This is a genomic window from Rhodococcus sp. 06-221-2, assembly GCF_002258365.1.
In the GTDB taxonomy this organism is placed as follows: Bacteria; Actinomycetota; Actinomycetes; order Mycobacteriales; family Mycobacteriaceae; genus Rhodococcoides; species Rhodococcoides fascians.
The window spans coordinates 12,682-36,512 of sequence record NZ_NOYJ01000032.1 but is presented as its reverse complement, the minus strand read 5'-3'; the positions used below and the strand labels follow the sequence as shown (position 1 = coordinate 36,512).

The 23,831-nt window shown below is 64.7% G+C and carries 18 protein-coding genes and 1 pseudogene; 12 read left to right on the top strand and 7 right to left on the bottom strand.

The window, feature by feature from the left end; all coding sequences use genetic code 11:
- Position 1 precedes the first annotated feature (1 nt).
- Positions 2 to 1,183: an NAD(P)/FAD-dependent oxidoreductase gene (locus CH281_RS19410; protein WP_094695397.1), complete on the bottom strand. Its 1,182-nt coding sequence runs from the start codon at positions 1,181 to 1,183 to the stop codon at positions 2 to 4.
- A 268-nt stretch (positions 1,184 to 1,451) separates the two neighbouring features.
- On the opposite strand from CH281_RS19410, the gene CH281_RS19405 reads away from it, so the two are divergent.
- Positions 1,452 to 1,721: a hypothetical protein gene (locus tag CH281_RS19405; RefSeq protein ID WP_032364406.1), complete on the top strand. Its 270-nt coding sequence runs from the start codon at positions 1,452 to 1,454 to the stop codon at positions 1,719 to 1,721.
- A gap of 166 nt (positions 1,722 to 1,887) precedes the next feature.
- A complete protein-coding gene (locus CH281_RS19400) occupies positions 1,888 to 2,295 on the top strand; it encodes a VOC family protein (RefSeq protein WP_032364405.1) in 408 nt (135 codons plus the stop codon).
- A gap of 6 nt (positions 2,296 to 2,301) precedes the next feature.
- Here the strand turns inward: CH281_RS19400 and CH281_RS19395 are convergent, their stop codons facing one another.
- On the bottom strand, positions 2,302 to 3,276 hold the full coding sequence (locus CH281_RS19395; protein ID WP_027497693.1) for a sigma-70 family RNA polymerase sigma factor: 975 nt from the start codon (positions 3,274 to 3,276) through the stop codon (positions 2,302 to 2,304).
- Positions 3,277 to 3,366: 90 nt separating this feature from the next.
- On the opposite strand from CH281_RS19395, the gene CH281_RS19390 reads away from it, so the two are divergent.
- From CH281_RS19390 to CH281_RS19375, 4 genes and pseudogenes are all read left to right on the top strand, one after another.
- Positions 3,367 to 4,347 carry a GTP pyrophosphokinase gene (locus CH281_RS19390; RefSeq protein ID WP_027497694.1) on the top strand — a complete coding sequence of 327 codons (981 nt, stop codon included), beginning with the start codon at positions 3,367 to 3,369 and terminating at the stop codon, positions 4,345 to 4,347.
- 50 nt (positions 4,348 to 4,397) lie between these two features.
- A complete protein-coding gene (locus CH281_RS19385) occupies positions 4,398 to 5,870 on the top strand; it encodes a DUF2079 domain-containing protein (RefSeq protein WP_179274241.1) in 1,473 nt (490 codons plus the stop codon).
- Positions 5,871 to 5,981: 111 nt separating this feature from the next.
- Positions 5,982 to 7,151, top strand: a pseudogene (locus tag CH281_RS19380) (sulfite reductase subunit alpha); the annotation flags it as partial.
- 79 nt (positions 7,152 to 7,230) lie between these two features.
- Positions 7,231 to 8,073: a TY-Chap domain-containing protein gene (locus CH281_RS19375; protein WP_057474886.1), complete on the top strand. Its 843-nt coding sequence runs from the start codon at positions 7,231 to 7,233 to the stop codon at positions 8,071 to 8,073.
- A gap of 4 nt (positions 8,074 to 8,077) precedes the next feature.
- Here the strand turns inward: CH281_RS19375 and recD are convergent, their stop codons facing one another.
- The 3 genes from recD to recC are packed head-to-tail and all read right to left on the bottom strand — an operon-like array spanning position 8,078 to position 16,544.
- Positions 8,078 to 9,940, bottom strand: a complete 1,863-nt coding sequence (gene recD / locus CH281_RS19370; RefSeq protein WP_032364403.1) for an exodeoxyribonuclease V subunit alpha — start codon at positions 9,938 to 9,940, stop codon at positions 8,078 to 8,080.
- Positions 9,937 to 13,269 (bottom strand): UvrD-helicase domain-containing protein, encoded by a 3,333-nt coding sequence (locus CH281_RS19365; RefSeq protein ID WP_032364402.1) that lies wholly within the window; start codon positions 13,267 to 13,269, stop codon positions 9,937 to 9,939. The genes recD and CH281_RS19365 overlap by 4 nt, the downstream gene beginning before the upstream one ends.
- A complete protein-coding gene (gene recC, locus CH281_RS19360; RefSeq protein WP_094695395.1) occupies positions 13,266 to 16,544 on the bottom strand; it encodes an exodeoxyribonuclease V subunit gamma in 3,279 nt (1,092 codons plus the stop codon). Before recC ends, CH281_RS19365 begins: the two co-directional genes overlap by 4 nt.
- A 149-nt stretch (positions 16,545 to 16,693) precedes the next feature.
- On the opposite strand from recC, the gene CH281_RS19355 reads away from it, so the two are divergent.
- Both CH281_RS19355 and CH281_RS19350 read left to right on the top strand, forming a co-directional pair.
- Entirely contained in the window at positions 16,694 to 17,044 is a 351-nt protein-coding gene (locus CH281_RS19355) for a VOC family protein (protein ID WP_094695400.1), read from the top strand.
- Between the two features lie 164 nt (positions 17,045 to 17,208).
- Positions 17,209 to 17,907: an excalibur calcium-binding domain-containing protein gene (locus CH281_RS19350; protein WP_094695394.1), complete on the top strand. Its 699-nt coding sequence runs from the start codon at positions 17,209 to 17,211 to the stop codon at positions 17,905 to 17,907.
- Here CH281_RS19350 and CH281_RS19345 read toward each other — a convergent pair.
- The gene (locus tag CH281_RS19345; RefSeq protein ID WP_032399150.1) at positions 17,904 to 18,413 is read right to left on the bottom strand and encodes an O-acetyl-ADP-ribose deacetylase; all 510 of its coding nucleotides are present in this window, start codon (positions 18,411 to 18,413) and stop codon (positions 17,904 to 17,906) included. The two genes, CH281_RS19350 and CH281_RS19345, sit on opposite strands and share 4 nt — an antisense overlap.
- Positions 18,410 to 19,336 (bottom strand): ADP-ribosylglycohydrolase family protein, encoded by a 927-nt coding sequence (locus tag CH281_RS19340; RefSeq protein ID WP_032406463.1) that lies wholly within the window; start codon positions 19,334 to 19,336, stop codon positions 18,410 to 18,412. Before CH281_RS19340 ends, CH281_RS19345 begins: the two co-directional genes overlap by 4 nt.
- Positions 19,337 to 19,398: 62 nt before the next feature.
- Here CH281_RS19340 and CH281_RS19335 point away from each other — a divergent pair, with 62 nt between their 5' ends.
- The 4 genes from CH281_RS19335 (at position 19,399) to CH281_RS19320 (ending at position 23,784) form a co-directional block, all read left to right on the top strand.
- On the top strand, positions 19,399 to 20,073 hold the full coding sequence (locus tag CH281_RS19335; protein ID WP_027497703.1) for an NUDIX hydrolase: 675 nt from the start codon (positions 19,399 to 19,401) through the stop codon (positions 20,071 to 20,073).
- 48 nt (positions 20,074 to 20,121) lie between these two features.
- Positions 20,122 to 21,282, top strand: coding sequence for a hypothetical protein (locus CH281_RS19330; RefSeq protein ID WP_094695393.1), 1,161 nt, complete (start codon positions 20,122 to 20,124; stop codon positions 21,280 to 21,282).
- A gap of 91 nt (positions 21,283 to 21,373) precedes the next feature.
- Positions 21,374 to 22,672, top strand: a complete 1,299-nt coding sequence (locus CH281_RS19325) for a T3SS (YopN, CesT) and YbjN peptide-binding chaperone 1 (RefSeq protein ID WP_094695392.1) — start codon at positions 21,374 to 21,376, stop codon at positions 22,670 to 22,672.
- Positions 22,673 to 22,764: 92 nt separating this feature from the next.
- Positions 22,765 to 23,784, top strand: a complete 1,020-nt coding sequence (locus CH281_RS19320) for an AurF N-oxygenase family protein (protein ID WP_032372914.1) — start codon at positions 22,765 to 22,767, stop codon at positions 23,782 to 23,784.
- Positions 23,785 to 23,831: the final 47 nt, after the last annotated feature.

The following is a 23,831-nucleotide window of genomic DNA, read 5'->3' as shown; positions in this document are numbered from 1 at the left end:
TTCAGATCAACCCCTTCAGGGTTTCCTCGGTGTGCGGCTTCTTCTCGGCCAGCAAGGTGCGCGCCTCGTCCAGCCCCTCCCAGACATTCCACATCAGTACCCCACGCACGACGGAATCGTCATCGAGGTAGTAGACGACGCCATCCTTGCCGATCGTCTTCCAGTCCTCCACAGTGTTCAGCGACGTTGCCACCGTTCCGATTGCCTGGTAGCCGTCGTCGTACACGTCGGAGTAGAAGTACGGAGTGTAGGTGTAGGCCGCGCCGGCACCTGCCATGTTGCGGCCTGCCGATTTGCCCATCTCGGTTGCGTTGTCCACGTGCTCGATGCGTCGGCGACCGAGAATGGCGTCCGGATAGTTGGCCACGTCGCCGGCGGCGTAGATGTGCTCGTCCGCGGTGCGCAGGAACTCGTCGACGACGATGCCGTTGTCCACCTCGAGACCTGCCGCCTCGGCCAGGTCTGTGCTGGGCCGGACACCGAGGCCGAACACGACCCCATCTGCTTCCACCGCGGACCCGTCGTCCAATTGCAGCTGGACACGTGCCGACGCCTCCGCACCCGACGTGACCTTGGTTCCTCGGCGCACGGTGACCCCGTGATCGGAGAACCCTTTGTCGAATCCGGCGGCCAGCGAGCGGGGGAACATGTGGCTGCCCACGACGTCGTCGGACGTGACGAGCGTGACTTTGACACCCTGTTGAGACAGCGCTGCTGCGATTTCCGTTCCGATGTACCCGCCGCCCACCACCGCTATGTGCTCCGCGGTCTCGGTCAGTTCCCGCAACATCCGGTAATCGGCGAAGGTGCGGAAGTAGATCACTCGCGGACTGGGCGACAGGTCGATCTGCGTCGGCGCTGCGCCGGTTGCGAACAAGAGCGTTCCGTACTCGTGGGTCTCACCGGCCGCTGTCGTGACCGCCTGCTTAGACCGGTCCACCGACGCGATACGCGTACCCGTATGGACCTCGGCACCGGTGTCCGAGGCGGTACCGAGCGGAACCTGATCACGGCCGAACTCGCTGTCGGTCCACAACTTCTTCGACAACGCGGGGCGCGTGTACGGCTCGTCGGAGTCGGCTCCGAAGATCCCGATGGAGCCCGTTGCGTCGTGTTCACGAATCCCACGAGCAGCACTGTCGGCAACCATTCCGCCGCCGATGATCAGGTAGTCGTATCGCATCGCTCACTCCTTGCACGTGGGGGGTATCGACGACCTGGCTACCCGGAACGGCGTGAGCGCAACCACTCCGACGCCTCGGTTCGGAAGGCCGGATCAAATCGAACCGAACGAACTGTATGCAGCATCACACCCCGTAGAGGTTGGCCCAGGCCCGTCCAGTGGGCATCTTGGTTTGCGAGACGAAACATCGCGTTCACACATTTTGGGTTGTAACGGTTCGGCTCGGACTAACGACTCACACCTCAGGACGCGAACAAAAGGAGACGATGTGACTGTTCAGATCGATTCGCTCGCAGCTGGCACCAGCAATGCCGACAATGCGATCGCAGACGTCGACCAACTCTTCGACGAAGTTTCAACGCTGGACGCCAACATCCTCGACGCCATCGAGCGCCGCACCCGCTTGGCGCGCACCCTCGCTGCCGTGACGCCCGACGCCACCGTGTCGGACACCACAGCAGACCCCTACGCCGATCTCGGCAACGACGGCCGAGTTTTCTCGCGGATGCTTTCCCGCCTCGCGCAGATCACCCGGTAACGTCCTTCCCCCTTTATTTCGCAGTCCGCGACCCCGTCGAGCACGTCTCGGCGGGGTCGCGTCGTGTCTGGGCACGGCACCGGTGAATTTGTCGACGGACCGTTGTCAGTACCGGCACGACCGTTGTTCGACGGTCGTGCCGGTACCCGACGAATAGGTGTCATCCATGTCCCGTTTGCTGTTCGCCAATATGCCCGTCCGCGATGTCGTGGCCACCCGCGCATTCTTCGAGGGTCTCGGGTTCGAGTTCAACGAGATTTTCAGCGACGAGAACACCGCCTCGATGATCGTCAGCGACCAGGCCACGGTGATGTTTCTGGCCACATCGAGGTTCGGGGATTTCATCTCCGATTCGATCTGCGACACGACGTCGGCTCGTGAGGTACTGATGTGTATTTCGGCCGACAGCCGCGCCGAGGTCGACTCACTCACGGACGCGGCCATCGCCGCGGGTGGATCGAAGTGGATGGAACCGCAGGATCATGGGTTCATGTACGGCCGAGCATTCCGTGATCTGGACGATCACGTGTGGGAAGTGATGTGGATGGACCCCTCGGCCGTTCCGACGAGCTGATGTCGCTCAGAGGCGGTCGGGCAGTCCGAATCGATCGAACAGCGACAGATCGAAGAAGCAGGCGACATGCCCGACGCCTCGAGCGTCGACGTCGAGAACGTGTAGTTGGAACGGTCGATGTATTCCGTCCTCGCCCACCATGTAGAGCCCGTACGCAGGTTGACCGTTCGCTGATGTCGCCACCATCCGCATGTCGCCCGCTCCCTGGGCGGGGCAGTTGTTTCGGATGAGCGATCCGATCGTCTCGGCTCCCTGATACCAGCCGACGAACGGGGGCATCTCCCACACCGCGTCCGAGGTGAAGAGTGTGACCAGCCGGTCGATGTCGTAACGCTCGAAGCACTCCACGTACTGGGCCAGGAGCTGGCGCAGTTCGGCAGATTCGATGGGTTCCACGTTGTCCAGTTCCGGAGCGATCTCTTCGAGTCGCTCGCGGGCCCGCTGCAGGAGGCTGTTGACCGCAGTGGTCGTCGTGGCGAGAACCTCGGCGACCTCGGAGGCCTTCCACTGCAACACCTCGCGCATCAACAGCACTGCGCGTTGTCTCGACGACAGATGCTGCAGCGACGCCACGAACGCGAGGCGAACCGACTCCCTCCCCACCACCAACGTGGCCGGGTCGTTCGAGTCGGCCAGATCCGAGTCGGCAATCGGTTCGAGCCACGGCACCTCGTTGTTCTGCACCAGCTCGTCGGTCGGGCCCGAACTCGGCGCGCCGAGTCCGGTAGGAAGCGGACGCTTGGCTCGCCCCTCGAGGGCGGTGAGGCACGTGTTCGTTGCGATTCGATACAGCCAGGTGCGCAGCGACGATCGGCCCTCGTACTTGGCGTACCCCCGCCAGGCGCGGATGTAGGTCTCCTGGAGCATGTCCTCGGCGTCGTGGATGGACCCGGTCATGCGGTAACAGTGCGCCAACAGCTCGCGACGGAACGGATCGAACTGCGCGACGAAGTCGTCGTTCTGCACAGATGCCACGGTCATGCGGAAGAGCTTAAACCGGGTTCGGTCGCATCGACGGCCGATCGCGCGCCACCGCCGGGATTGGTCGGGCCTCTGGGTTAACCTCGGCTCGTGACATCGCTCAGCAGCATCGACGACTTGGTAGAAGAGCTGTATCTGCATCGTCGTCGCGCGTGGGAAGCCGCACTCGTCACCGCACAGAATTTTCTGGAGACCATCGCCGACGAGATACTCGAAGATGTCGACCGAGACAGACTCAATGCCCAGACCGCGCGGATCAAGGACCCTGGTAGATCTGCCGACAAACTCCGTCGATATCTGTCCGAGGGACGCATCAGCGAACCGCACGACGCCGACGCCGTGGCCGACGCACTGCCCGATCTGGTCGGCATCAAGGTGCTGTGCAAGACCCCACGGGACCAGCTCTCGTTCGTCACCGCACTCGAGCGCGCGTGTACCGATCCGAAATGCTCGGTGCGGTTCGCGCAGCCGCCCACCGACTACGTCTCGTTTCCCAAGCCGAGCGGATACCGGGCATATCACGCTGTGCTTGTCGTACGAGTGGCCACTCATCAGGGCGACCTCGACGTGAAGGTGGAGGTTCAGGTCAAGACTCGGCTGCAGGACGCGTGGGGCGAGCTGACCCACGAGGACATGTACAAGCCCGGTGAAGCACTCAAACCGACCAAGAAGCACACGGATTACGCCGCGCACATGGCGCACCTGCTCGATCAGGTCGACGCCATGGCCGACGATCTCGCCGCGCAGCTCGACTCGCTGACCGCCGCCTCGAAGGACGGCAGCGTGGTGGCACCCGACCCGATCCCCAAGGACCCCGACTTCATCCGGGCACGCGTCACGCGCACCGGCCCTCGCTACGCCCTGGCCGTCGGTCCGGACGGGCGCCGTGGGCTCGTCCCCGCACGGTCGGTCAAAGCCGTGATCGGCTCGACCGATCGCATCGCAGTCAACGATTACCTCGAGGTGGGCGACTACATCGACGTCGTCGTGGAGGACTCCGAGGACGCGCTGTACTACCACCTGACCTCGCAGCCGCCGCGACGCACGCAAGGAAAGAAACGCAAGCGCTGACCGGCGTTTCTCAGGAAGATCTCACGTCGGTCCGGTAGACATGCCATCTCGTGACCACTACCGAGAAATCCCAGGTCGTCACCGACGGCGATAGCGTCGCCGCAACTACGACCGGCACACGTGCCATCGGCCGTCTGCGCAGAAGACTCCGGTCTCCCGATGTGATGGTCCCGACCGTCGCGTTCGTACTCCTTGCATCGCTGTACTCGACGATGTCCGTTCTCGGCCACCGTCAACTGCGCACATCGGGCTTCGACCTCGGAATATTCGTGCAGCAGGTCGCGTCGTACTCGCAGTTTCGGGCTCCGACCTCCGATCTGCTGGGCACCGGCTACAACACCCTCGGTGATCACTTCTCGCCGATCACGGCCCTGCTGGGTCCGGTGTATCGCGTCTTCCCTCATGCCGAGACGCTGCTCGTCGCTCAGGCGGTTCTGTTCGCGCTCGCGGTGATTCCGATCAGTCGATTGGCGGTGCAGAAATTCGGCACTGTCGTCGGAACAGTGATTGCCGGCGCGTTCGGCCTGTCGTGGGGCGTACAAGCCGCGCTGAACTTCGACTTCCACGAAGTGGCCTTCGCGATGCCGTTACTGGCAATGTCCCTGGTGGCTCTCGTTCGCGAACGCTGGGTGCCCGCTCTGGCCTGGGCTCTTCCGCTGGTGTTCGTCAAAGAGGACATGGGTTTGACGGTCGTCGTCATCGGCGCACTGGTTGCCCTGTTCACCACCGGCCGCCCGCGCATCCTGGGCGCGATGACCGCGGTGTGGGGGCTGACCTGGGTGGTAGTGGCCGTCAAGGTGATCGTTCCCGCGCTGAGCTCCGACGACTCGTACGGCCAGGGCTCGAAATTGCCGCCCATCGGCGAAGGGATCGCCGATACCGCGCACGGGCTGGTTGCCGGAGACTCCCGGGCCGCGACGGCGTTTCTGCTGCTTGCCGTCACGGGGTTCTTCGCGCTGCGCTCTCCACTCCTGCTGGTCGCGGTACCGACGGTTGCCTGGCGATTCCTCAGCGACAACACCAACTTCTGGAAACCGATCTACCACTACAACGCCATTCTGATGGTGATCGTCTTCGTCGCCCTGATCGACGCCTTGGCACGCAGCGAGCGCCACGCCCAGCTGACCGAACGAGGTCGACGAGCGATCGTCGCCTTCGTCGCTGCATTCGCATTGGTGGCACTACCGTTCCTGCCCATGTCGCGGATGGTGCACGCCGAGGAGTGGCGAGTCGATCCACAAGCAGCCACTGCCCGCGACATCTCGGCGTGGATCCCGGCCGGTGACCGCGTTGCGGCGTCGAACAACCTCGTGGCACAACTCGTCGCCGACCACGACGTCTCGGTGTTTCCGCAGCGACCGACCGACTCGACCGTCCCGGATTGGATCGTCGTCAACCGAGAACGGCCCGCGGGTTGGCCGACCGACGAACGCGGCGATCGGCAGGCGATCGACCGGGCACTGACCACCGGATACGACGTCGTCTACTCCGTGGACGGTATCGAGGTGCTGCACCGCAACTGAGCGGTCCCTACTAAGGTTTCGATCAGTTCGGGCATTTCGATACCACGGGGTTCTCGAACTCTCGACATTCGACCGATCACGACAGCTACGGCAAGGCAGGTACAGGACATCGACGCTCGAACCGGCGACCTCGGCACCACCCGAACAGCATCGAAGCGGTCACCGTGGAATCGGAAGAATCCGTACCGCGCGCAGGTGTCGAGCAACCGATTGCTGTCCGGTCCCACCTCTGCAAAAGAAGTACGACACTTCTCGATCGACCTCGGTGACAGCGGAATCACCTACGAGGCGGGAGACGGATTCGGCGTCAAACCCGTCAACGACGCCGCACTGGTCTCGGCCGTCATCGACCGTCTCGGTGTCCCCGCAGACACGGCCGTCCACACCAAGTCCGGAGAAATCAGCCTCGCCCAGGCACTGACCACCGAATACGAAATCGGCATACCGTCGATGGACCTGATAGAAGCCATCGCCGAGCGGGCCGGTGATGCCGAACTCGACCACGTGCTGCAGAACGGCGACCGGGCGTCGTTCGACGCGTGGACATGGGGACGCGACGTCGCCGACGTTCTCGACCTCGATCGGTCGGGTGCTCTCGACCCCGCCGAATTCCTGGGCCTGCTCCGTCCCCTGCAGCACCGCGTCTATTCGATCTCGTCGTCGCCGACAGCGCACGAGGGAAGCGTTCACCTCACCGTGTCGACCGTGAGATACCGATCGGCCGAGCGAGATCGCGGCGGGGTGTGCTCGACGTACTTGGCAGATCGTGTCGGCGACGCGCAGGAAGCGGGAGTGTTTCTCTCGGCCAACAAGTCGTTCCGACTTCCTTCCGACGACACTCCGATCATCATGATCGGTCCGGGCACCGGAGTAGCACCGTTCCGTGCGTTTCTGCAGGAACGTCGGGCTCGCGGTGCGTCGGGCCGAAACTGGCTGTTCTTCGGGGACCAACATCGAGCGAGCGACTTCCTTTACGAGGACGAACTCACGGACTTCGAGCGTGACGGTCTGTTGACCAGGCTGGATCTGGCGTTCTCGCGCGACCAGTTCGAGAAGATCTATGTACAGCACCGCATGCGCGAGGCCGGAAAGCAGCTGTACGGCTGGCTCGAAGAAGGCGCACAGATCTACGTCTGCGGAGACGCGTCACGCATGGCGCAGGGAGTCGACGAGGCACTCCACGAGGTCGTCGCCGAACACGGTGGGCGCTCCTCCGACGCCGCGGAGGACTACGTGAACGACCTCAAGCGCGCCAAGCGCTATCTGCGCGACGTCTACTGACGGGCCGTTCTTGTCGGACCCCCTCGCTACCGTCACGGGCACAGCAATGAAGTTCTCGTCCGAGTAGAGGGTGTGCACCGTGAACGCAGTGCAGAACGACCATTTCGACTCCACCACCGCGCGTGCATGGGGCACGTTCACCGAGAATCTGCACGCGCACCTGCGGTCGCTGCCGATGCGGGACTACATCACTGTGACGGCCGCGCAAGCCAGCCCGGGCGAGCGCGGGCTCCGGCCGTACATCGACATCGCAGCAACTCGAGACGGGGCTCTGGTGTCGATCGCGTCGCTGCCCTCGCTGCTGTATCCACAGGCACCCGAGTCGGTCACCCTCGACGTTCAGCTGCTCGACTTCGGGTGGCTGGACCGAGGCAAGCCCGTCGCAGACGGGTCGGTCATCGATCTCACGCGAACGGATTCGAGGGCAGACGCTGCTCTCGTCGCCGAGATGGTGACCCGGGCGTTCCGCGAGCTGTGGAACGTTCCCCATCCGTCGTTTCTCAGCGTGTGGGGCGTCGCCGCAGACGGAGCCGCCTCGGGGCCGATCGACCTCCAGCGCGGAATCGTCGGCGTCCGGACCAGCGCTGCCGTGGACGGCAGTGCCGAGTCGACGCCGACCGATCCCCCGTCCGACATCACCGACGTTCCCGACGAACTGCGATCACTGCACACCCTGTGCCAATTGACCGGTCGAAAAGCCGACGCGCAAACAGTGCACTCGGTGTGCGTGGGGGCGGACATCGATGAACTCGGTGTACACGCGCTCGCCCTGCATCGCTCGGCTGCCGCACACTCGGACCGCAGCGCAGCCGAGGGAACAGGCACCTCGATCGCGGTGTGGACGGGACTGGCCCGAACCTGGCTGTTGGTTGCCCGCAGTATCGCAGCTGCAGCCGGATCGGACCGGCACGCCTGTCGCTGAACTGCTACAGAATCCTTCGCCGCAATCCGCTGGCCCGCAGGACCTGACGTTCGACTCCGGCTCGGATGGCCTCCTCGGTGCCGATCACCCGTACATGCGACCGCGCACGGGTGATCGCGGTGTAGAGCAACTCGCGAGTGAGCAGAGTCGATGCTTCGGCGGGCAACAGAACCGACACGGTGTCGTACTGACTTCCCTGGCTCCGGTGAATCGTCATCGCGTACACGGTCTGGACGGCAGAGAGGACGTTCGGGTGAATGAGAACGTGGCCGCGACCCCGCGCGAAAGCAGCCATCGGAGTTCCGTTCTCACCCGACACCACAACACCCGTGTCTCCGTTGTAGATTCGCGCTTCGTGATCGTTGGCCGTCACCAGCAGCGGCTGACCGGGGTACCAGTAGGCGGGGTCGACGAAGGCCTTGTTCGCTTCTCCCACCCACTCGAGTGCCAGCCGATCCCACAGCGCAACGCCCCACCGCCCCTCACGGTGCGCGCACAGAAGTCGATGCTTCTCCAGTCCCAGCAGCGCCGCGGCGGCGTCACCGCGGGTTGCCGCCGCTGTGACCTCGGCGGCGGTGTCGACCACGTCGGCCCGCAATGCGTCGGTGTCCTCGGGTGCATGGAACGAGATCTGGTCGTCACCGGATTCGAGTAGTTTCATCACCTCGTCACCGCGGCCGTCTCGAACTGCGACGGCCAGACGGGCGATCGCGCCACCGAATCGTCGACCGCGGCTGAGCCGAACCACTCCGCCGCGCAACCTGTCTCGCTCGAACGCACTGAGCGCCGCCTCGTCCGGATCCTCGGCTGCGTCGAAATCCGCGTCGACCAGGTGCGCCAACACAGGGTTCTCGGTGCCAGTGACCGGCCGTGCGACGAGGTCGGCCAACACTGCTCCGGCGTCGACGGACGTCAACTGATCGGGATCGCCCACCAGTATCAACCGCGATTCCGGTCGAACTGCTTCGAGCAGCCGGCACATCATCGTCAACGACACCATCGACGTCTCGTCGACGACCACCACGTCGTACGGCAGTCGATCGTGGGAGTCATGACGAAACCTGGTCTTGCTGCCCGGTTTCCACCCGAGCAGGCGATGCAGAGTCATTGCTTTCAGTTCTGCCGGGAGACCCAGCAGTCCCGCTTGCTCGGCCACCGACTCCTGCAGACGAGCGGCAGCCTTGCCGGTGGGGGCGGCAAGACCGATTCTCACATCGCTGCCGTGTTCTCGAACCAACAGCGCCAGAATTCGAGCCACCGTGTGGGTCTTACCGGTGCCCGGCCCGCCCGCTATGACCGTGGTCCAGTGCGTCGCCGCGAGGGCTGCTGCAATCCGCTGTCGATCGGGAGGGGTGGTGGGTGCGCCGGATTCGTCGATGAACAATTCGGCCAACGCACGGTCGATCTTTGCACCGTCGACGACGGGGTGCGACTGCGATCGAGCGTCGAGTATTCCTCGAACTGTGTTCTCCTGCAAGTGATATCGATCCAGGTACAGCAGTTCACCCAGGTCGGTGCGCACCAGCTTGAGCGGCGTCAGCGGCCCGTTGGCGCTGCCGACCACGAGCGGGCTGACCGCCAACCCGTCGAGAACGTCGGACAGATCGGGCCAGGGAAGAAGGCTCGGATCCACGTCCGATTCCTCGTCCACCGTGACATCACGCAGTCGCTGCAGGTCGAGACATATCGATCCGGATCGCACTGCGCGCACCGTCAGAGCCGTGGCGAGCAGCACCGGTTCGGAGGCTTCCCCGGCCAGGGCACCGAGCCGCAACGCCACGTGCACGTCGGCCGCTGTCAGTACACCGGCGTCGTTGAAGGACCGCAGAATTCCGCTGCCGCGCAGCGCCGTCGAGACACTCGTCATCGTTGCACCTTTCCGGCGAGCAGATCCGACAACTCGACCACCAGTGCCGCAGGCGGATCCCAGTCGAACACACCGCAGCCGGCCGGAGTCTGCGGCCCCACCATGCCCCGAACGAACAGGTACCGTACTCCGCCGAGATGCGTCTCCGGCCGGTAGTTCGGTTGACGCCATCGCAAATACCTGTGCAACGCAACGGCATACAGAATGGCCTGCAGCGGATAGTGCGACCGCATCATCTCCTGCGCCATCTTCTCGCGCGTGAAATTGCCGGTCGTCAGATCGCCTCGGGCCAGGCGGTTGGTCTTGTAGTCGACCACGATGTAGCGAGGGCCGGGTACCCGAAGAACGGAGTCGATACTTCCGGTGAGAAAGCCGCGCAGTGGGGTGGCTTCCACTGAATCGAGCAGATCGGCGTAGTCCGCGAGGACATCCGCCGGGTCGAGATGTCGACGCAGCAGCTGCGCAACCGATGTCAGAGTCACGCTCGAGTCCACCGGGTCGTCGCCTCCGGCCAAGGGCAGCTCGAAATCCAACTCGGCCAGGTGGTCGTTCGGCGCGATGTCGGCCAGCGTCCCGAAGCCCAGCGGTGTCTGCATCACCGGCAACAGAGCGGCTGCCAGAGCCGTCGGATCGACATCTGCCATCCGTGAGGCAACGGCAGCTCTGCAGCGTTGCTCGAGTTCGGACAGTAGATCGGCTGCGGAGGTATCGACGTGTTCGAGGGCCTCGTGCACCAGGGTTCCGAATGCGGCACCGGCCGGCATGCCGTTCATCGGTGACGCGATCCCGTCCACGGGCTCGTCCGGGTTCGCGCTTCCCAGCGGAGGTTCGACAGGCTCATCCGCTTTCTCGGGCCGCTCGGCCTCACTGGTCACCCCCACCTCCGGCTCGACGGGCGACGCATCGTGCGCGTGAGCGGTCAAGGCCGAGTAGGACGTTCGACGCCACAGCAAATCCAGAGCACGCCCGAAGCGAGCGGCAGTGACGTCGCGGTGTTCCTCCTCGGGTCGAACCCACTGCTGATCCGAGGGTGGTGTGGGGCCGACTGCCTCGATCGAGATCAGATCCGCTGACGGACCGACCCAGGATTGCACGCGGTTGGCGGTAGTGGCGTCGTCGAGCACCTTGTACGACGGCTCCGGCTGCGCAATCCCCGGAATGCGGCCGAACAGCATGCGGTGCAACGACGACGTAGCAGTGTTGCGTCCCGGTGCCCACCACAACACCACCTGGCACTGGGCTCTGGTGAGTCCCACGTACAGCAGCCGTAGTTCTTCTCCGGCTTCTTCACGATCGTTGACAAGCTTTCGTGCTGCGTAGCCGGCCCCGGAGGGACCGCCGACGTCCCGGATGCGGTGGCCGTCCTCGTGCAGCAGCAGGGTCGACGGTGAGCTGAAGTAGAGCGTGTCCCAGGCGTACGGAAGGTAGACGACGGGAAATTCCAGCCCCTTGCTCCCGTGCGTTGTCATGATCTGCACTGCCGCCGAGTCACTGTCGAGCCGGCGACTGCGATCGGTGGAACCGCCGGCTGCCGGTTCCTTGATTCGATCGGTGAGCCACCGAGTGAGAGCGGTGATTCCGTACGATTCGGATACCGCTGCGCGATTGAGCAGTTGGGCGATGTGCCGCAAGTCGGTCATCGTGCGCTCCCCCGCCTCGACCGCGAGCAACCGAGCATCGAGACCCGACTGAGCCGACACCCGCTCGAACACTGCAGCGAAACCCGCCTCGTCGAACAGCACGGAGTACTCACGCAGCCGGCTGCTCACCTGCGACAGAGCGTCCTCGGCCCCGGAATCGAGTTGGGCGGCAGTCCAACCGAGCAAAGGTGTCAGGGCTGCGAGTCTGACGCGGTCGGTGCGGTGCGGTTGTTCGATCGCCTGCAGTAGCCACAACCAGTGTCGAGCACTGTCGGTGCCGAAGACGCTGGTGCTGCTCGACACCACCGACGGCACACCCACTGCGTCGAGCGCATCTCGAATCAGCGCAACCTGTTTGGTCGTGCGAGTCAACACCGCGATATCCCGCGGTTCGACCGTCCTCGGCCCGTCCGGCCGGTCCATGACGGCGTTCCCGGACAGGAGCGTCACGATCTCGGCCGCCACATCTGCAGCCACCCGAGAGCGGAGTCGATCCACCGCCGGGAATCCCGAACGCAACGGTCCTGCTCCGGTTCGGGGCAGATAGCGCAGCCGCAACGGAGGATGTCCTGTCATGCGCGAGAACGGGTTCCGCGCTTCGACGCGATGGACGACGATGTCGTCGTGTCCGAGGGCGGCACCTCCGTAGAGATGGTCCAACGCGTCGAGGAGCCCGGAGTCGCTACGCCAGTTCGCCGTCAGCTCGTACAGATGATCGGCCGACTGCACCGCATCCAGATAACTCAGCACTTCGGCACCGCGGAAAGCGTAGATGGCCTGCTTCGGATCTCCGACGAGGATCAATGTCGTGTAGCCGTGAAAGCCCCGGCGCAGGATGTCCCACTGCATGGGGTCGGTGTCCTGGAATTCGTCGATCAACACGACACGGAACCGGTCTCGCACGCGCGCGCATGCTGCCTCCCCGTGCACGGGATCGGACAACACCGAGTGCAGCAGTCCGAGTAGATCGTTGTAGTCGCGGATGCCGAGAAGACGTTTGCGACGCTCGACCTCACGGCGGGCCTCCCGAGCGAACTGCACCCGCAGGGCGGCTTCCCGGTTGCCGTCGTCACCGTCGAGGTCGTCGATGTCGGGATACAGGATCGACTGTTGATCTCCGACGGCAGCCGCGGCCAGTTGTTGGGCGTCGCGTCGCCCGAACGGTGGTGCCTCGTCGTCGCCGCTGAACATCTGCAGATATAGATCGTCGACCACCTGCTCGAGCAGATCCGACACCGACTCGACGAACGTGGATTCGGGTTCGCGCTCACCCGCGATACCCAGCCCGTCGAGCATGCGTTGACAGAAGCTGTGCGTGGTGACGATCGTCCCAGCGTCGAAGTCCGACAGCGCTTTACGCAGACGTCGGCGCCGCTTGTCCACTTCGTCGTCGTCTGCCGCGGCGAGAAAGGCGACGAGAGGGTCGCGCGCATTACGCGCAGCATCCGGATCCCCGAGGTCTCGGGCGATCGACGCGAACCGGCTGCGGGTGCGATCGCGCAGTTCCTGGGTCGCGGCCCGACTGAACGTCACCAGAAGTAGATCCGAGATCTCGGCCAGTCCTTCGGCGATGTACCGCGCCGCAAGTCCGACGATCGCGTACGTCTTGCCCGTTCCTGCACTGGCCTCGAGCACGGTCGTCCCGGTGGGCATCGGACCGAGTAGGTCGAATCCGCGTGCGGCGGTCATGCGTTCCCCATGTTCTCTGCGGCCAGCAATGGATCCCACAACCGGCGGGAGAGAACTCCGAAGCGGCTCTGCTCGTTCGCGGGGTCGGTCTCGTCGTCGAGAGGGCTCGGATCGAGCAAGGTTCCGAACGAGAGCGTCGGGCCGTGCACGTATCGCAACGATCGGTCGGTGCCGTCACCGAAATCGCCGCGCCACGCCCAACCGGCAGATTCGTAACCGTCCTCGATCGATCCGCCGCCGAACCGCTTCTCCGCGTAGGCAGCTGCCGTCCCGGTCGAGATCGGCAGCGGCGCAACCAATCCGCGATCCCGCAGGTCCACCACGTCGCGGAGTACCGCGAGGGGATTCGGAGGGGTCGTCAGGCGGGACCGGCGAGGCGGACGCATTCCGCTGGCGCGCCCGATGGTGACCGCGCTCCACTCCCCCGGCTCGGACGCTGCCACCGCCAGCAGACGCACCCACGCCGCGAGCCTGTGCTTGGCCGCCAGCCGTGAGTAGGACGAACGCACGAGTGTCCGGTCGTGAATGCCGGTGACGGTACCGGTCAGACGTCGCCCATCACCGAGATCGACCACGATGTCGGTGGTCTCGGCCGGGCCTTCGTGAAACGGCGCGGCCGCGTCGGCGATGATTCCGACGACTCGGCGGATGTCGGACATCTCGCGTCGACCTTGATGAAACGGAGGCAACGTGCCCCGACGCCATTCGGCGTCGGCGCATTCGCCGATGTCCGTGCCGGCCAGCACCGCTGCCAACATCCGATCGCCGATGTTCCACCGAGACAACGGATCCAGTTCGATGTCGAGACTGTCCGCCAGATCGTCTTCGAGCTCGGGAACTCGAAACCCGAGACGTTGACGCAGAAACGCCTGAACCGGATTCTCCACGAACGCGATCACGTCCGCGAGTTCCACGTCGCCCGAATTCGCTGGGGGCAATGCATCTGGCAAGAACAACGGCACCGGCACGGACGGTCGCTGCTGAGACACGGCGCCCGCCAACGCCACCGTGTCGAAGCTGAACGGGTGTCGGGCCTCGAAATTGCGAGGATCGAAGGGCTGCAGCGGATGCCGGTGTTCGACGCTACGGCCGGCGGTCACGTCGAGGACGTCCATCAACTCGCGCAGTGGGATCGCGGGCGGCTTGGTCGATCCGTCGACGGGGTCGGCACCGGTGTAGAAGAGCAGTAGCTTTTCTTCGGCGGACATCACGGCGTCGAGCAGTAGCTGTCGGTCCTCGCTGCGGATGTCGCGTTCGCCGACGGCCGGGTCGCGTGCGAGGACGTCGTCTCCGTCGAGGCTGCCGACGCGGGGAAACACCTCGTCGTCGAGACCGAGAAGGATCACGACGCGGTGCGGGACCGATCGCATCGGCACCATCGTGCACACGGTGAGCTCTCCGGTGCGAAAGTTCGCTCGTGTGGGGCGGCCGGTGAGCCGGCCACCGAGCATGGCGCGCACGTCCGCCAGCCGCAGCTCGGCGGTGTCGCCGTGTTCGGCGGCCTCGGCGATCTCGCGATGCGCTTGCGCCAGTTGCCATTCGTCGGCGGTGGGCACGTCGGCGAGCAGATCGAGGGTGCGGCCGAGCTGCCGCGTCCATTCGGTCACGGGGGCGCGCCCGGACAGCGCCCGTAGTACCGAGGCGAGCCGGTCGACCAGCTCGGCGAATCTGCCCACAAGCCCGATGTCGTTACTGTCCACGTCGTCGAGGGGCAGCGCGAGGTCGAGATAGTCGTTCCCACTCTCGTCCGCCGCCACTCCGAGGAGAATACGGTCGAGTGCGGACTTGAAGGTGTTCTGCCGAAAGTTGTTCAACCCGAAGGATTCTCGTTGTCGCACCGTCAAACCCCAGCGGGCTCCGGACGTGGCGACCCATTCGCGGAGGCGTTCGAGGTCGTCGTCGGTGAACGAGAACTTCTGCCGCACCGGGCCGCTCGCCGCGAAATCGAGTAGTTCGCTGGCCGTCACTCGCCCCTCGGAGAAGTCGAGCACCGTAGCCACCACATCCAGTACCGGATTGGTGCGACGCAGGCCCCTATCGGCAAGCCGGACCCGCAGTCGATGACCGGGATGCACCAATGTGGCTTGGCCGAAATTGGCACGGATCAGCGGCGCATAGGTCTCGACGTCCGGGCACATGACGAGCACGTCACGGGGTTCGAGAGTCGGGTCGTCGGTGAACAGATGCAGCAGAGACTCGCGCAGCACCTCGACCTGGCGAGCAGGCCCATGACATGCGTGAATCTGCACGCTGCCGTCGGCGAACGCTGGATCGCCGACCGTCGTTGCGTCGGAGGGCACTTCGTCGCCGGCGATGTCGGATTGGATCGTTCCGAGCAAGGTCCGCGTTGGTTCGGGCCCTTCGTGGTGCACGGTGTGATCGGCGATCGAGCCGATGGTTGTTTGCAGTTCCCGCACGTCGCGCGACAGACTCGCCAGCAGCGGGTGCTCGACGGCCAGAGCGGTCACATCGTCGCGCCGTCGGGTGGCCGCCGGGATGTCGGCGAGTGTGGCCCACATCGACGGGCTGGGGTGCGGGATCCAGATGTGGACGTCGCGGTGGTGCGCGAGCGCGTGCAGGATGTCGAGCTGGTCGGCGGTCAGCCGAGTCGGACCGAACACCGACAACCTGGACGGTAGGTCCACCGCGTTCGGTTCCGATCGCAGTGTCGAACACGTATCGGGAAGGCGCTCGGCGGGACTCGGACTGCCGATCCGCTCGCGTACCAGGCTCCATATCCGCGGTTGCCACGTCAGGTCGTCGTCCAGTTCCTGGCCGAGCCCGTCGGTGAATCGTCCGGCGCGCCAGTCGCGCAGCATCTGGGGTCGCTGAGATCCGTAGGCGCGGAACAGCTCCGCGATGTGCGCGGCCGTCGACCAGCGGCGCCCTACCCGATGATCGTCCGACCCTGAACCCAGATGCTTGGAGAGCACCGCGGCCCACGGTTCGGTGCGGCAGTCGTCGATCACCGACAGCGCGGTCCACAGCACTCGATTGTGAGACCACGGGTCGTCGTCGGGATCGATGCCGTCGACCTCGGAGATGGTGCGCGTGACCAACCTCGCCGGGCTCGGAAACTCGATGTTCGCAGCTATTCCATCACCGTCGGGAGCACCCAGGACGCTCGACAGACGCTGGGTGAGCCACCGCTCGACACCTCTTGCCGGCACCGACACGATTTCGGGCACGAAGGCATCGGGCAGCGGCTCGGACAGTACATCGGCGAGGGCCGCAGCGAGCGTTCCTGCACGTTCGGCGCGGTGGAGCGTCAACACGGTCGAAGTCCCCTGCCTGCTCGTCTGAGAACGCCCGAATTCGGACTGGTGACGACCCTACTCGAGCCACCGACAAGTTCTGTCCGGTGAGTCGAGCCCTCGGCACCGGTCCGTATGTGCAGAACCCGACAGCAACGGAGGAGAACGGCATGTTCAGATACATTTTCGCGGTCGTGGCGGTCCGGGATATCGATATCGCGAACGCCTGGTACGAGAAGTTGTTCGACCGCCGGGCGGACAACAATCCGATGTCGACACTGGTGGAGTGGCAGGCCGCTCCCGGAGCATGGGTGCAGGTGACCGTCGATTCCGAGCGTGCAGGCTCGTCGCTGTTCAATGTGGCGGTCGACGACCTCGAATCGTTCGTGTCGGCGGCCCACTCGCGCGGAATCGACTTCGCCGACATCGTCGAAGCGAACAAGGGCGTTCGGCTGTCCACGGCCACGGATCCCGACGGCAATTCCATCACCGCTATCGGCGGTTTTCGCGAGCACTACTGAGCCGGGGCGTGCCGTCTCGGCTCGAGGTGTAACGACGCTCGCACGCGGTGCGACATGGTGGAAGGAAATGCGACCGCCCGGTTCGGAAGAACGTGGGGTTGCTCCCGTCTCGCGGACACCCTTCGCCGCGAGGCCGACACCCCGTGACCCGAGGACGATCCGACATGACCAGTGCCTACCCACCACCGTTCCAGCGCCCCGCACCCGAGCCAGCTCCTTCTCGACGCCCTCTCATCGGTGTGATCATTGCCTGTGGCGCAATCATTTTCGGTGCCGTCTTCTTGATCGGAGCGATCGCATCGTTCGAATTCGGTGCAGTACTCGTCGGAGCGTTGATGGTCGCCTCGGGCATCGCGTATCTGCGGTTGTCCCCCGAGCGTGGACGCAAGGGTTGGGCCGTACCGGCGATCGCTGTTCTTCCGGCATTGATCGTCATGGGAATGACGGGATCGACCGAACCCGAGAAGGTGGCCGTCACCCCGGTCGCGGCCGTGCCCGCGCTCCCCACCGTGACGACGACCTCCGCACGTCCGACGACCACCACACCGGCACCGACCACGACGACCACGGCCGCACCCACAACAGAGCCCGTCGCCGCGATCGTGGAAATACCGACGACGTCGGAGTACATCCCCGATCCCGAGCCCGTCTACATTCCCGAACCTGTCTACATCCCGGAGCCGGTGTACACACCCGAGCCCGTCTACACCGTTCCCGCGCCGTTGGCAGCGGTGCCGGAGAGCGTCTACTACGCAAACTGCTCCGCGGTGCGTGCAGCAGGCGCAGCCCCTATCTACGCCGGCGACCCGGGATACGCGAGCAAACTCGACCGCGACGGGGACGGGGTCGGCTGCGAGAACTAGTTCACCATCCGCCGTGTCAGCTCCGCAGCCTCGCGAGAGTATGCGACGAGCATGACGAGGTCGACGGATGGCCGCGCCGACTTGACGGCAAGGACCTGTCGAGTGATGGCGTCGTGCATCGGCCAACCGTAGGAGCCGGCCGAAATGAGTGGGAAAGCAATGGATTTCAGATTCATCGACGCCGCCAACGCCAGGCTGCGCAGGTAGCACAGGCGTAGTAGTTCGGATCTGTCTTCGTTCTTCGAATAGCGCGGGCCGACGGTGTGGATCACGCAACTGGCGCGCAACCTGCCTGCGGTGGTGGCCACAGCGGCACCGGTGTCGAGGCCGTGGGGCAGGGTGGTGGCCCGCAATGCCTTGCATTCCGCGAGGATCGTGGGGCCTCCGGCCCGATGCAGCGCGCCGTCCACCCCACCGCCGCCGAGGAGTCGGGTGTTGGCCGCATTGACGATCGCGTCTGCGGCCACCTCGGTGATATCACCGTGCACTACGTCGATGATCGTCATGCGTCGTCCTTTCTCTCGGCGATCGCGATGGCGATGCGATCGAGGTCGTCGGCGCGCAGCCCCGGGTAGCCGTGGACCAGCTCGCGCCACTGCGTCGGGACCGCCGACGCGCCCCACCGTGCACCGAGAAGTCCGCCTGCGATCGCGGCGGTGGTGTCGGTGTCCCCGCCTGCTCGGACACACAGTTCGAGCGCGGCAGGAAGGGGCAACGATGCGTCTGCCGCGCGATGTATCGCCCACCAGGCCGTTTGGAGCGCGTGCACGACCCAACCGTTCTTCGGGAAGTCGGTCGGCTCGCCCTCCCGAGCGCTGCCGAGCAGCGGCTGCCAGAAGTCCCGGACATCGGGTTCTTCGTGGCGCAGGAAGTCGGCGATACCGTCGTACGTTCCGTGTAGCACCGCGTGCCGGATCGCGTGCGACCACAGTTGACATGCCTGACCGGCACGAGGATCGGAGTGGGTCAGCGCGCTGATCCGCTCCGCAGCAGCCCGGCATCCGGTCACGTCGTCGAGATAGGCCAGCGCGACGGGCGCGGTCCGCATCAACGAGCCGTTTCCACCGGTCCGGCCGGTCAGCGACGCCGCGACCGCGGCCATCTCCGATCCGGTGCTCGCTCTCTGCGACAGCACTTTCCGGGTCTGATTGCCGACGTCGGGAGGATTCACCGCGAACCAGGCGCGGAAGTTCGCTGCCACCTCGTCGACGTCTCCGCCGATCTCGAGAGCGCTCGCAACGCACAGTGCCATCGACGTGTCATCGGTCCATTCCCCCGGGGCCCAGTCGAATGCGCCGCCGCCGATCATCGCAATGGCGGTCTCGTGCGTCGGATATCCGAATTCGTACCCCGCGCCCAACGCATCGCCCACTGCAGTGCCGAGCAGTACCCCACGCGCCCGATCCCGCTGATTGTCGGTCAAGTTCATTCGCTGCCCCTTAGATCGTTGTTGATCTAACAATAGATCAGACTTGCGCTAAGCTGCAACCCATGACGTGGACGGACCGAGACGGCAAGGCTCTGACCGATTACCCGCGACCTTCGGTTGCGGTCGATGTCGCGGTCCTGACGGTCCGTGAACAGCAGCTACAGGTCGTTGTCGTGCCCTCTGAGCGGGGCCTCGCACTTCCCGGAACGTTTCTGCGCCCGTCGGAAACCCTGACCGAAGCCGCCGAACGCGCACTCGAGTCCAAGGCGAACATCGTCGATCTGCAGTTCCACCAACTCAAGCTCTTCGACGAGCCCGGCCGCGACGACCGCGGTTGGGTGCTGTCGATGGCGCACGGCGCAGCCACACCGAGTCGATCACTGCCTGCGACAGCCGAATCGGTCGCCATCGACGGTGTGGTGCCGGGCTCGACGCTGGCGTTCGATCACAGCGAGATGGTCACCGAGGCAGTGCTGGACCTCCGAGCTCGCTACGCGCGAGAGATCGACCCTGCAGGATTCCTGGATTCCACCTTCACGCTCCTCGAACTGCGGTCGCTGTACGAAATCGTCTTCGATCGCGCGTTCTCCAAAGACACGTTTCGCCGCCACGTCATCACCGCACTCGAGGGAACGAGCACGACGACGACGGCAGGTGGCGGTCGCCCGGCCGAGTTGTATCGCCGGGCACCCGATGCTGCACTGGCCGCTTCCGCGGACTCGTTCCTTCGCGGCTAGAGGCGTCGCGCGACGAAACCGGACATGCCAGCGGATAAGCTGCGAGCCATGGGATCGAAGCGGCCTGCCAACCGCGGACAGAAACGTGCAGAAAAGACCAAGGCCCGGCAACGGCGTCACCAGCAATCCCGGCCGGCACCGACCGGTGTCGTATCCGAGCGGATCAGCGATCTGATCGACGGTTTCGTCGAGTGGCTCGACGAGAGCGAGATGTCGGAGCAGGCCGAGGCAATCTCACGGTTGGTGTCGTCGACACTGACCCAGTTGTCCGGTGCGCGCCACGGGTTCTCCCCCAGCGCGTGGATTCCCGCCGATGCGCACCTGCTGGTGGATGCTGCAGAACGCATTCTGCAGGAGGAATCGGAGACCGCCGAGGAACCGGCGGTGAACCTGGTTCTCACGTCGCTGCAGTATCTGACGTTCCTCGACGAGACCGATCTGTGGGACGGCAGCCCGGAGGACTACGCACACTGCATGGAAGACCTCTCCGACTTCCTCGAGGGCGACGAGCCCGACATGCTCGACGCAGACGACATCGATCTGCCGAACGTCTCGCTCGACCAGGAGCTTGCGGCCATTTCGGCTCTGCCGCTGTTGCCTGCGCTCGATGACATCGTTGCTCGCGTCGCCGACGGACTGGCAGTGTCGGACGACGTCCATCTACGCACCGCCGTCGGCCCGGCTCCACTCGACTCCGCCGCACTCGCCGAGTCCTCGGACGTTGCAGCCGTCGATTACTGGTCGACGGCCATCGCGACCGAATTGGTACGGATCGACGGCGACACGGCCAAGCTCGGCGACAACGCCCCGTCTCTGGCCAAGCGTGAGGCGGAGACCGTTCATGAGCTGGTTGCCGAACACGTCCGAGTGCAGCTGTCCGGAGACGCCGACGACCCCGACGTGTCCCGTTCGCTTGCCAACACGTTCGCGGTTCAAACCCTGCTGGCCGCGATGACCGACGAGCTGCCTCTGAACAACGAGGGCGAGGACTACGCCGATTTGGAAGGTGAGGACCTGCGGACGGCGCAGCTGATCGACCACCGGGTTCGATCTCTGATCGAGCAAGGCATTCTCGTGCGAATCGAAGAAGTCCTGGCGGTTCCACATGCGCTGCGTCCCGCTGTTCTGGACGGGGTGGCCGAGGCGCACCCTTTCGGGGCGCTGGACGAGGAGACGCACGAGCCGCTCGAGGACTCGGCGTCGTCGTGAACGCACTCGCGCGCGCCGAGACTCTGTCGGTGCTCGCCGCTAGCGTGACCGACGCCGCGTTATCTCAGCGCGATTCGGGTAAGGAGCCGACATGAGCGATTCACTCGAGTTCGACTTCGACGTCGACTCGGCATGGATGCACTTCCAGCGCCGGCTCGGCGAGTACGTCAGCGCCATGCGCGACGGTGACGCCTTGGTGATCGAGTCTCGATACGACAGCACGGACGGCGTTCCCGACACCGCGGCCTGCGTCCAGTTCTACGCCTGGGATCTCGACATGGTTCGCTGCGAGCTGCCCGCCAACGAGCACCTCCACAGTAGTCGCGCCATCACCGACGCTCAGCGAGAAGCACTGCACGCGTTGGGCTTTCGAACGTCTCGGGATTCCGAGCCGACACCACCCCACGTCGACCGCAATCGTTCGTGGTCCGATGATCTGGCGAAGAAGACGGTCGCGGTGTTCCGTGACATCTGGGGCCTGCCGCACCCGTCCTTTCTGAGTTCGCGGGCCACCGGACGCTACGACGTGCCGAGCTTCGAGGCCAGCACCGAACCCGTCGCCGCAGTCGTTCCACTGTGCGTGCAGCCCAAAGGCAAGGACCACCTGCAGCAACTGGTCGATCGTGCACTCGAACCCTGGTTCGGCTTTCCGCCCGATCACGACCCCGACGGCGACATTCCTCTGCGATTCGTCAACGGGACCGCATACGTCACGGTCAAATCCACCGAGCCGGTCGTCGAGATCAACTCGACGTTGGTACACGCGGTCACCGGTCGCACCCGCGCGGCCGAGTTGCTGGTCGATCTCAACGTGCAGCTTCCCGACGTGATGTTGCATCTCGTCCAGGACTGCATCGTGGCCCAGGTACGTGTCAGCGGATCACCGTTCGTGGCCGATCACCTGCTGTGGGCGGTCCGGATGCTCTCGCACGTGTGGGAGCAGGTCGACGACAAGTTCGCCGAGGACTTCGGGGGCAGGCTCGGCGAACCGACCCCTCCGGTCCTCGAAGGTGACGACTTCCCGGACGGTCTGCTCGCGTTGATTGAGCTGATCGCGGATTCGCCCGATGCTGTCGAGCCACGCACCGTCCTCGAGTGCTGCTCTTCGGACCGTGACGTGGTCGTGTCGTATCTCCGCATCAGCGCCGAGCAGGAGGCATCGTGGCGCGGCATGGCGGTAGCCGCGGACCTGGGCGACGAACACTGCGATGTGGACGAGGCGGATCGCGAGGCCGCGAACTGGGGTCGCGCAGTGGCTGCCCTGCGGGAGGTGCTGCGGAGCACCCCCGAACAGGTCACTCCTGTGGTCGATCCGTCGGCGATCCAATTGCAGCTGTTCGAGACCGACGAAGTCGCGGAGGTGTCCGACGAGCGTTCGGACGATCAGTAGCGCCATCCGAAACAGAAAAGTTTCGACGGGCTTCCCTTTCATGTTAACTGGGGTTACATTAACTCCATGTTCGCATCACGTTTGGAGAAGCCATGACACTGACGACCGGCACCACGTCCGTTTCGGTGGACATCGACGCCACGGACGAGCAGCAGTACAACGAAACACTCACGTTGCTGTCCGAGGGTTCGGTGCACAAACACTTCGATCCTTACGTCGACATCGACTGGGAGTCCGAGAAGTTCGCGGTTCCCGCGAACGATCCCCGCTGGGTACTGCCCGCCAAGACCGACCCCATCGGGGGCCATGACTGGTACAAGTCCCTGCCGCTGGACCGGCAGATCGAGATCGGTATGTGGCGTCAGGCCAATGTCGCCAAGGTCGGCCTGCAGTTCGAGAACATCCTGATCCGCGGCATGATGCAGTACGTATTCTCGCTGCCCAACGGTTCGGCCGAGGCGCGCTACTGCACCCACGAATCCATCGAAGAGTGCAACCACACCCTGATGTTCCAGGAGATGGTCAATCGGGTGGGTTCCGACGCTCCCGGCATGAGTCGACCGATGAAGATGCTCTCGCCGTTCATCCCCCTGTTCGCGACGCTGCTACCCGAGTTGTTCTTCGTCGGCGTCCTCGCAGGCGAGGAACCCATCGACCACATCCAGAAGTCGGTGCTTCGCTCGGGCGAAGAGATCCATCCGATCATGCAGAGCGTGATGGCCATTCACGTGGCCGAGGAGGCTCGGCACATCTCCTTCGCGCACCAGCTCCTGCGTCGTCGTGTGCCCAAGATGTCCAGGATCGGACGCTTCCTGCTGTCGCTGGCCTTCCCGGTCACGATGCGCATTCTGTGCGACGTCATCGTCATCCCGCCGAAGAAATTCTGGACGAAGTTCGACATTCCGAAGAGTGTCAAGAAGGACCTCTTCTGGGGAACCGAGCAGTCGCAGCACGCTCTGCAGGACTACTTCGGTGATGTGCGCATGCTGGCCACCGATACCGGAATGATGAACCGGGCGGCTCGCCTGATGTGGAAGCTGTGTGGAATCGACGGCAAGGCATCACGTTTCCGTAGTGAGCCGGACCGCAGCTCCAGCCAGTTCGCCGCATAGCCCTCTCGACACCCCACGCGCCAGTTATCCGTACAGCAGCGCCCGCC

Bases quoted from the DNA above. Each gene is read 5' to 3' on its own strand.
- CH281_RS19345 (WP_032399150.1), bottom strand. From the start codon at position 18,413: ATGACGATCATCGACGTAGTGCACGGTGATATCACCGAGGTGGCCGCA.
- CH281_RS19325 (WP_094695392.1), top strand. From the start codon at position 21,374: ATGAGCGATTCACTCGAGTTCGACTTCGACGTCGACTCGGCATGGATG.
- CH281_RS19395 (WP_027497693.1), bottom strand. From the start codon at position 3,276: ATGACCGTGGCATCTGTGCAGAACGACGACTTCGTCGCGCAGTTCGAT.
- CH281_RS19320 (WP_032372914.1), top strand. From the start codon at position 22,765: ATGACACTGACGACCGGCACCACGTCCGTTTCGGTGGACATCGACGCC.
- CH281_RS19400 (WP_032364405.1), top strand. From the start codon at position 1,888: ATGTCCCGTTTGCTGTTCGCCAATATGCCCGTCCGCGATGTCGTGGCC.
- CH281_RS19340 (WP_032406463.1), bottom strand. From the start codon at position 19,336: ATGAACTTGACCGACAATCAGCGGGATCGGGCGCGTGGGGTACTGCTC.
- CH281_RS19410 (WP_094695397.1), bottom strand. From the start codon at position 1,183: ATGCGATACGACTACCTGATCATCGGCGGCGGAATGGTTGCCGACAGT.
- CH281_RS19365 (WP_032364402.1), bottom strand. From the start codon at position 13,269: ATGACCGCCGCACGCGGATTCGACCTACTCGGTCCGATGCCCACCGGG.
- CH281_RS19350 (WP_094695394.1), top strand. From the start codon at position 17,209: ATGACCAGTGCCTACCCACCACCGTTCCAGCGCCCCGCACCCGAGCCA.
- CH281_RS19355 (WP_094695400.1), top strand. From the start codon at position 16,694: ATGTTCAGATACATTTTCGCGGTCGTGGCGGTCCGGGATATCGATATC.
- CH281_RS19330 (WP_094695393.1), top strand. From the start codon at position 20,122: ATGGGATCGAAGCGGCCTGCCAACCGCGGACAGAAACGTGCAGAAAAG.
- recD (WP_032364403.1), bottom strand. From the start codon at position 9,940: ATGACGAGTGTCTCGACGGCGCTGCGCGGCAGCGGAATTCTGCGGTCC.
- CH281_RS19335 (WP_027497703.1), top strand. From the start codon at position 19,399: ATGACGTGGACGGACCGAGACGGCAAGGCTCTGACCGATTACCCGCGA.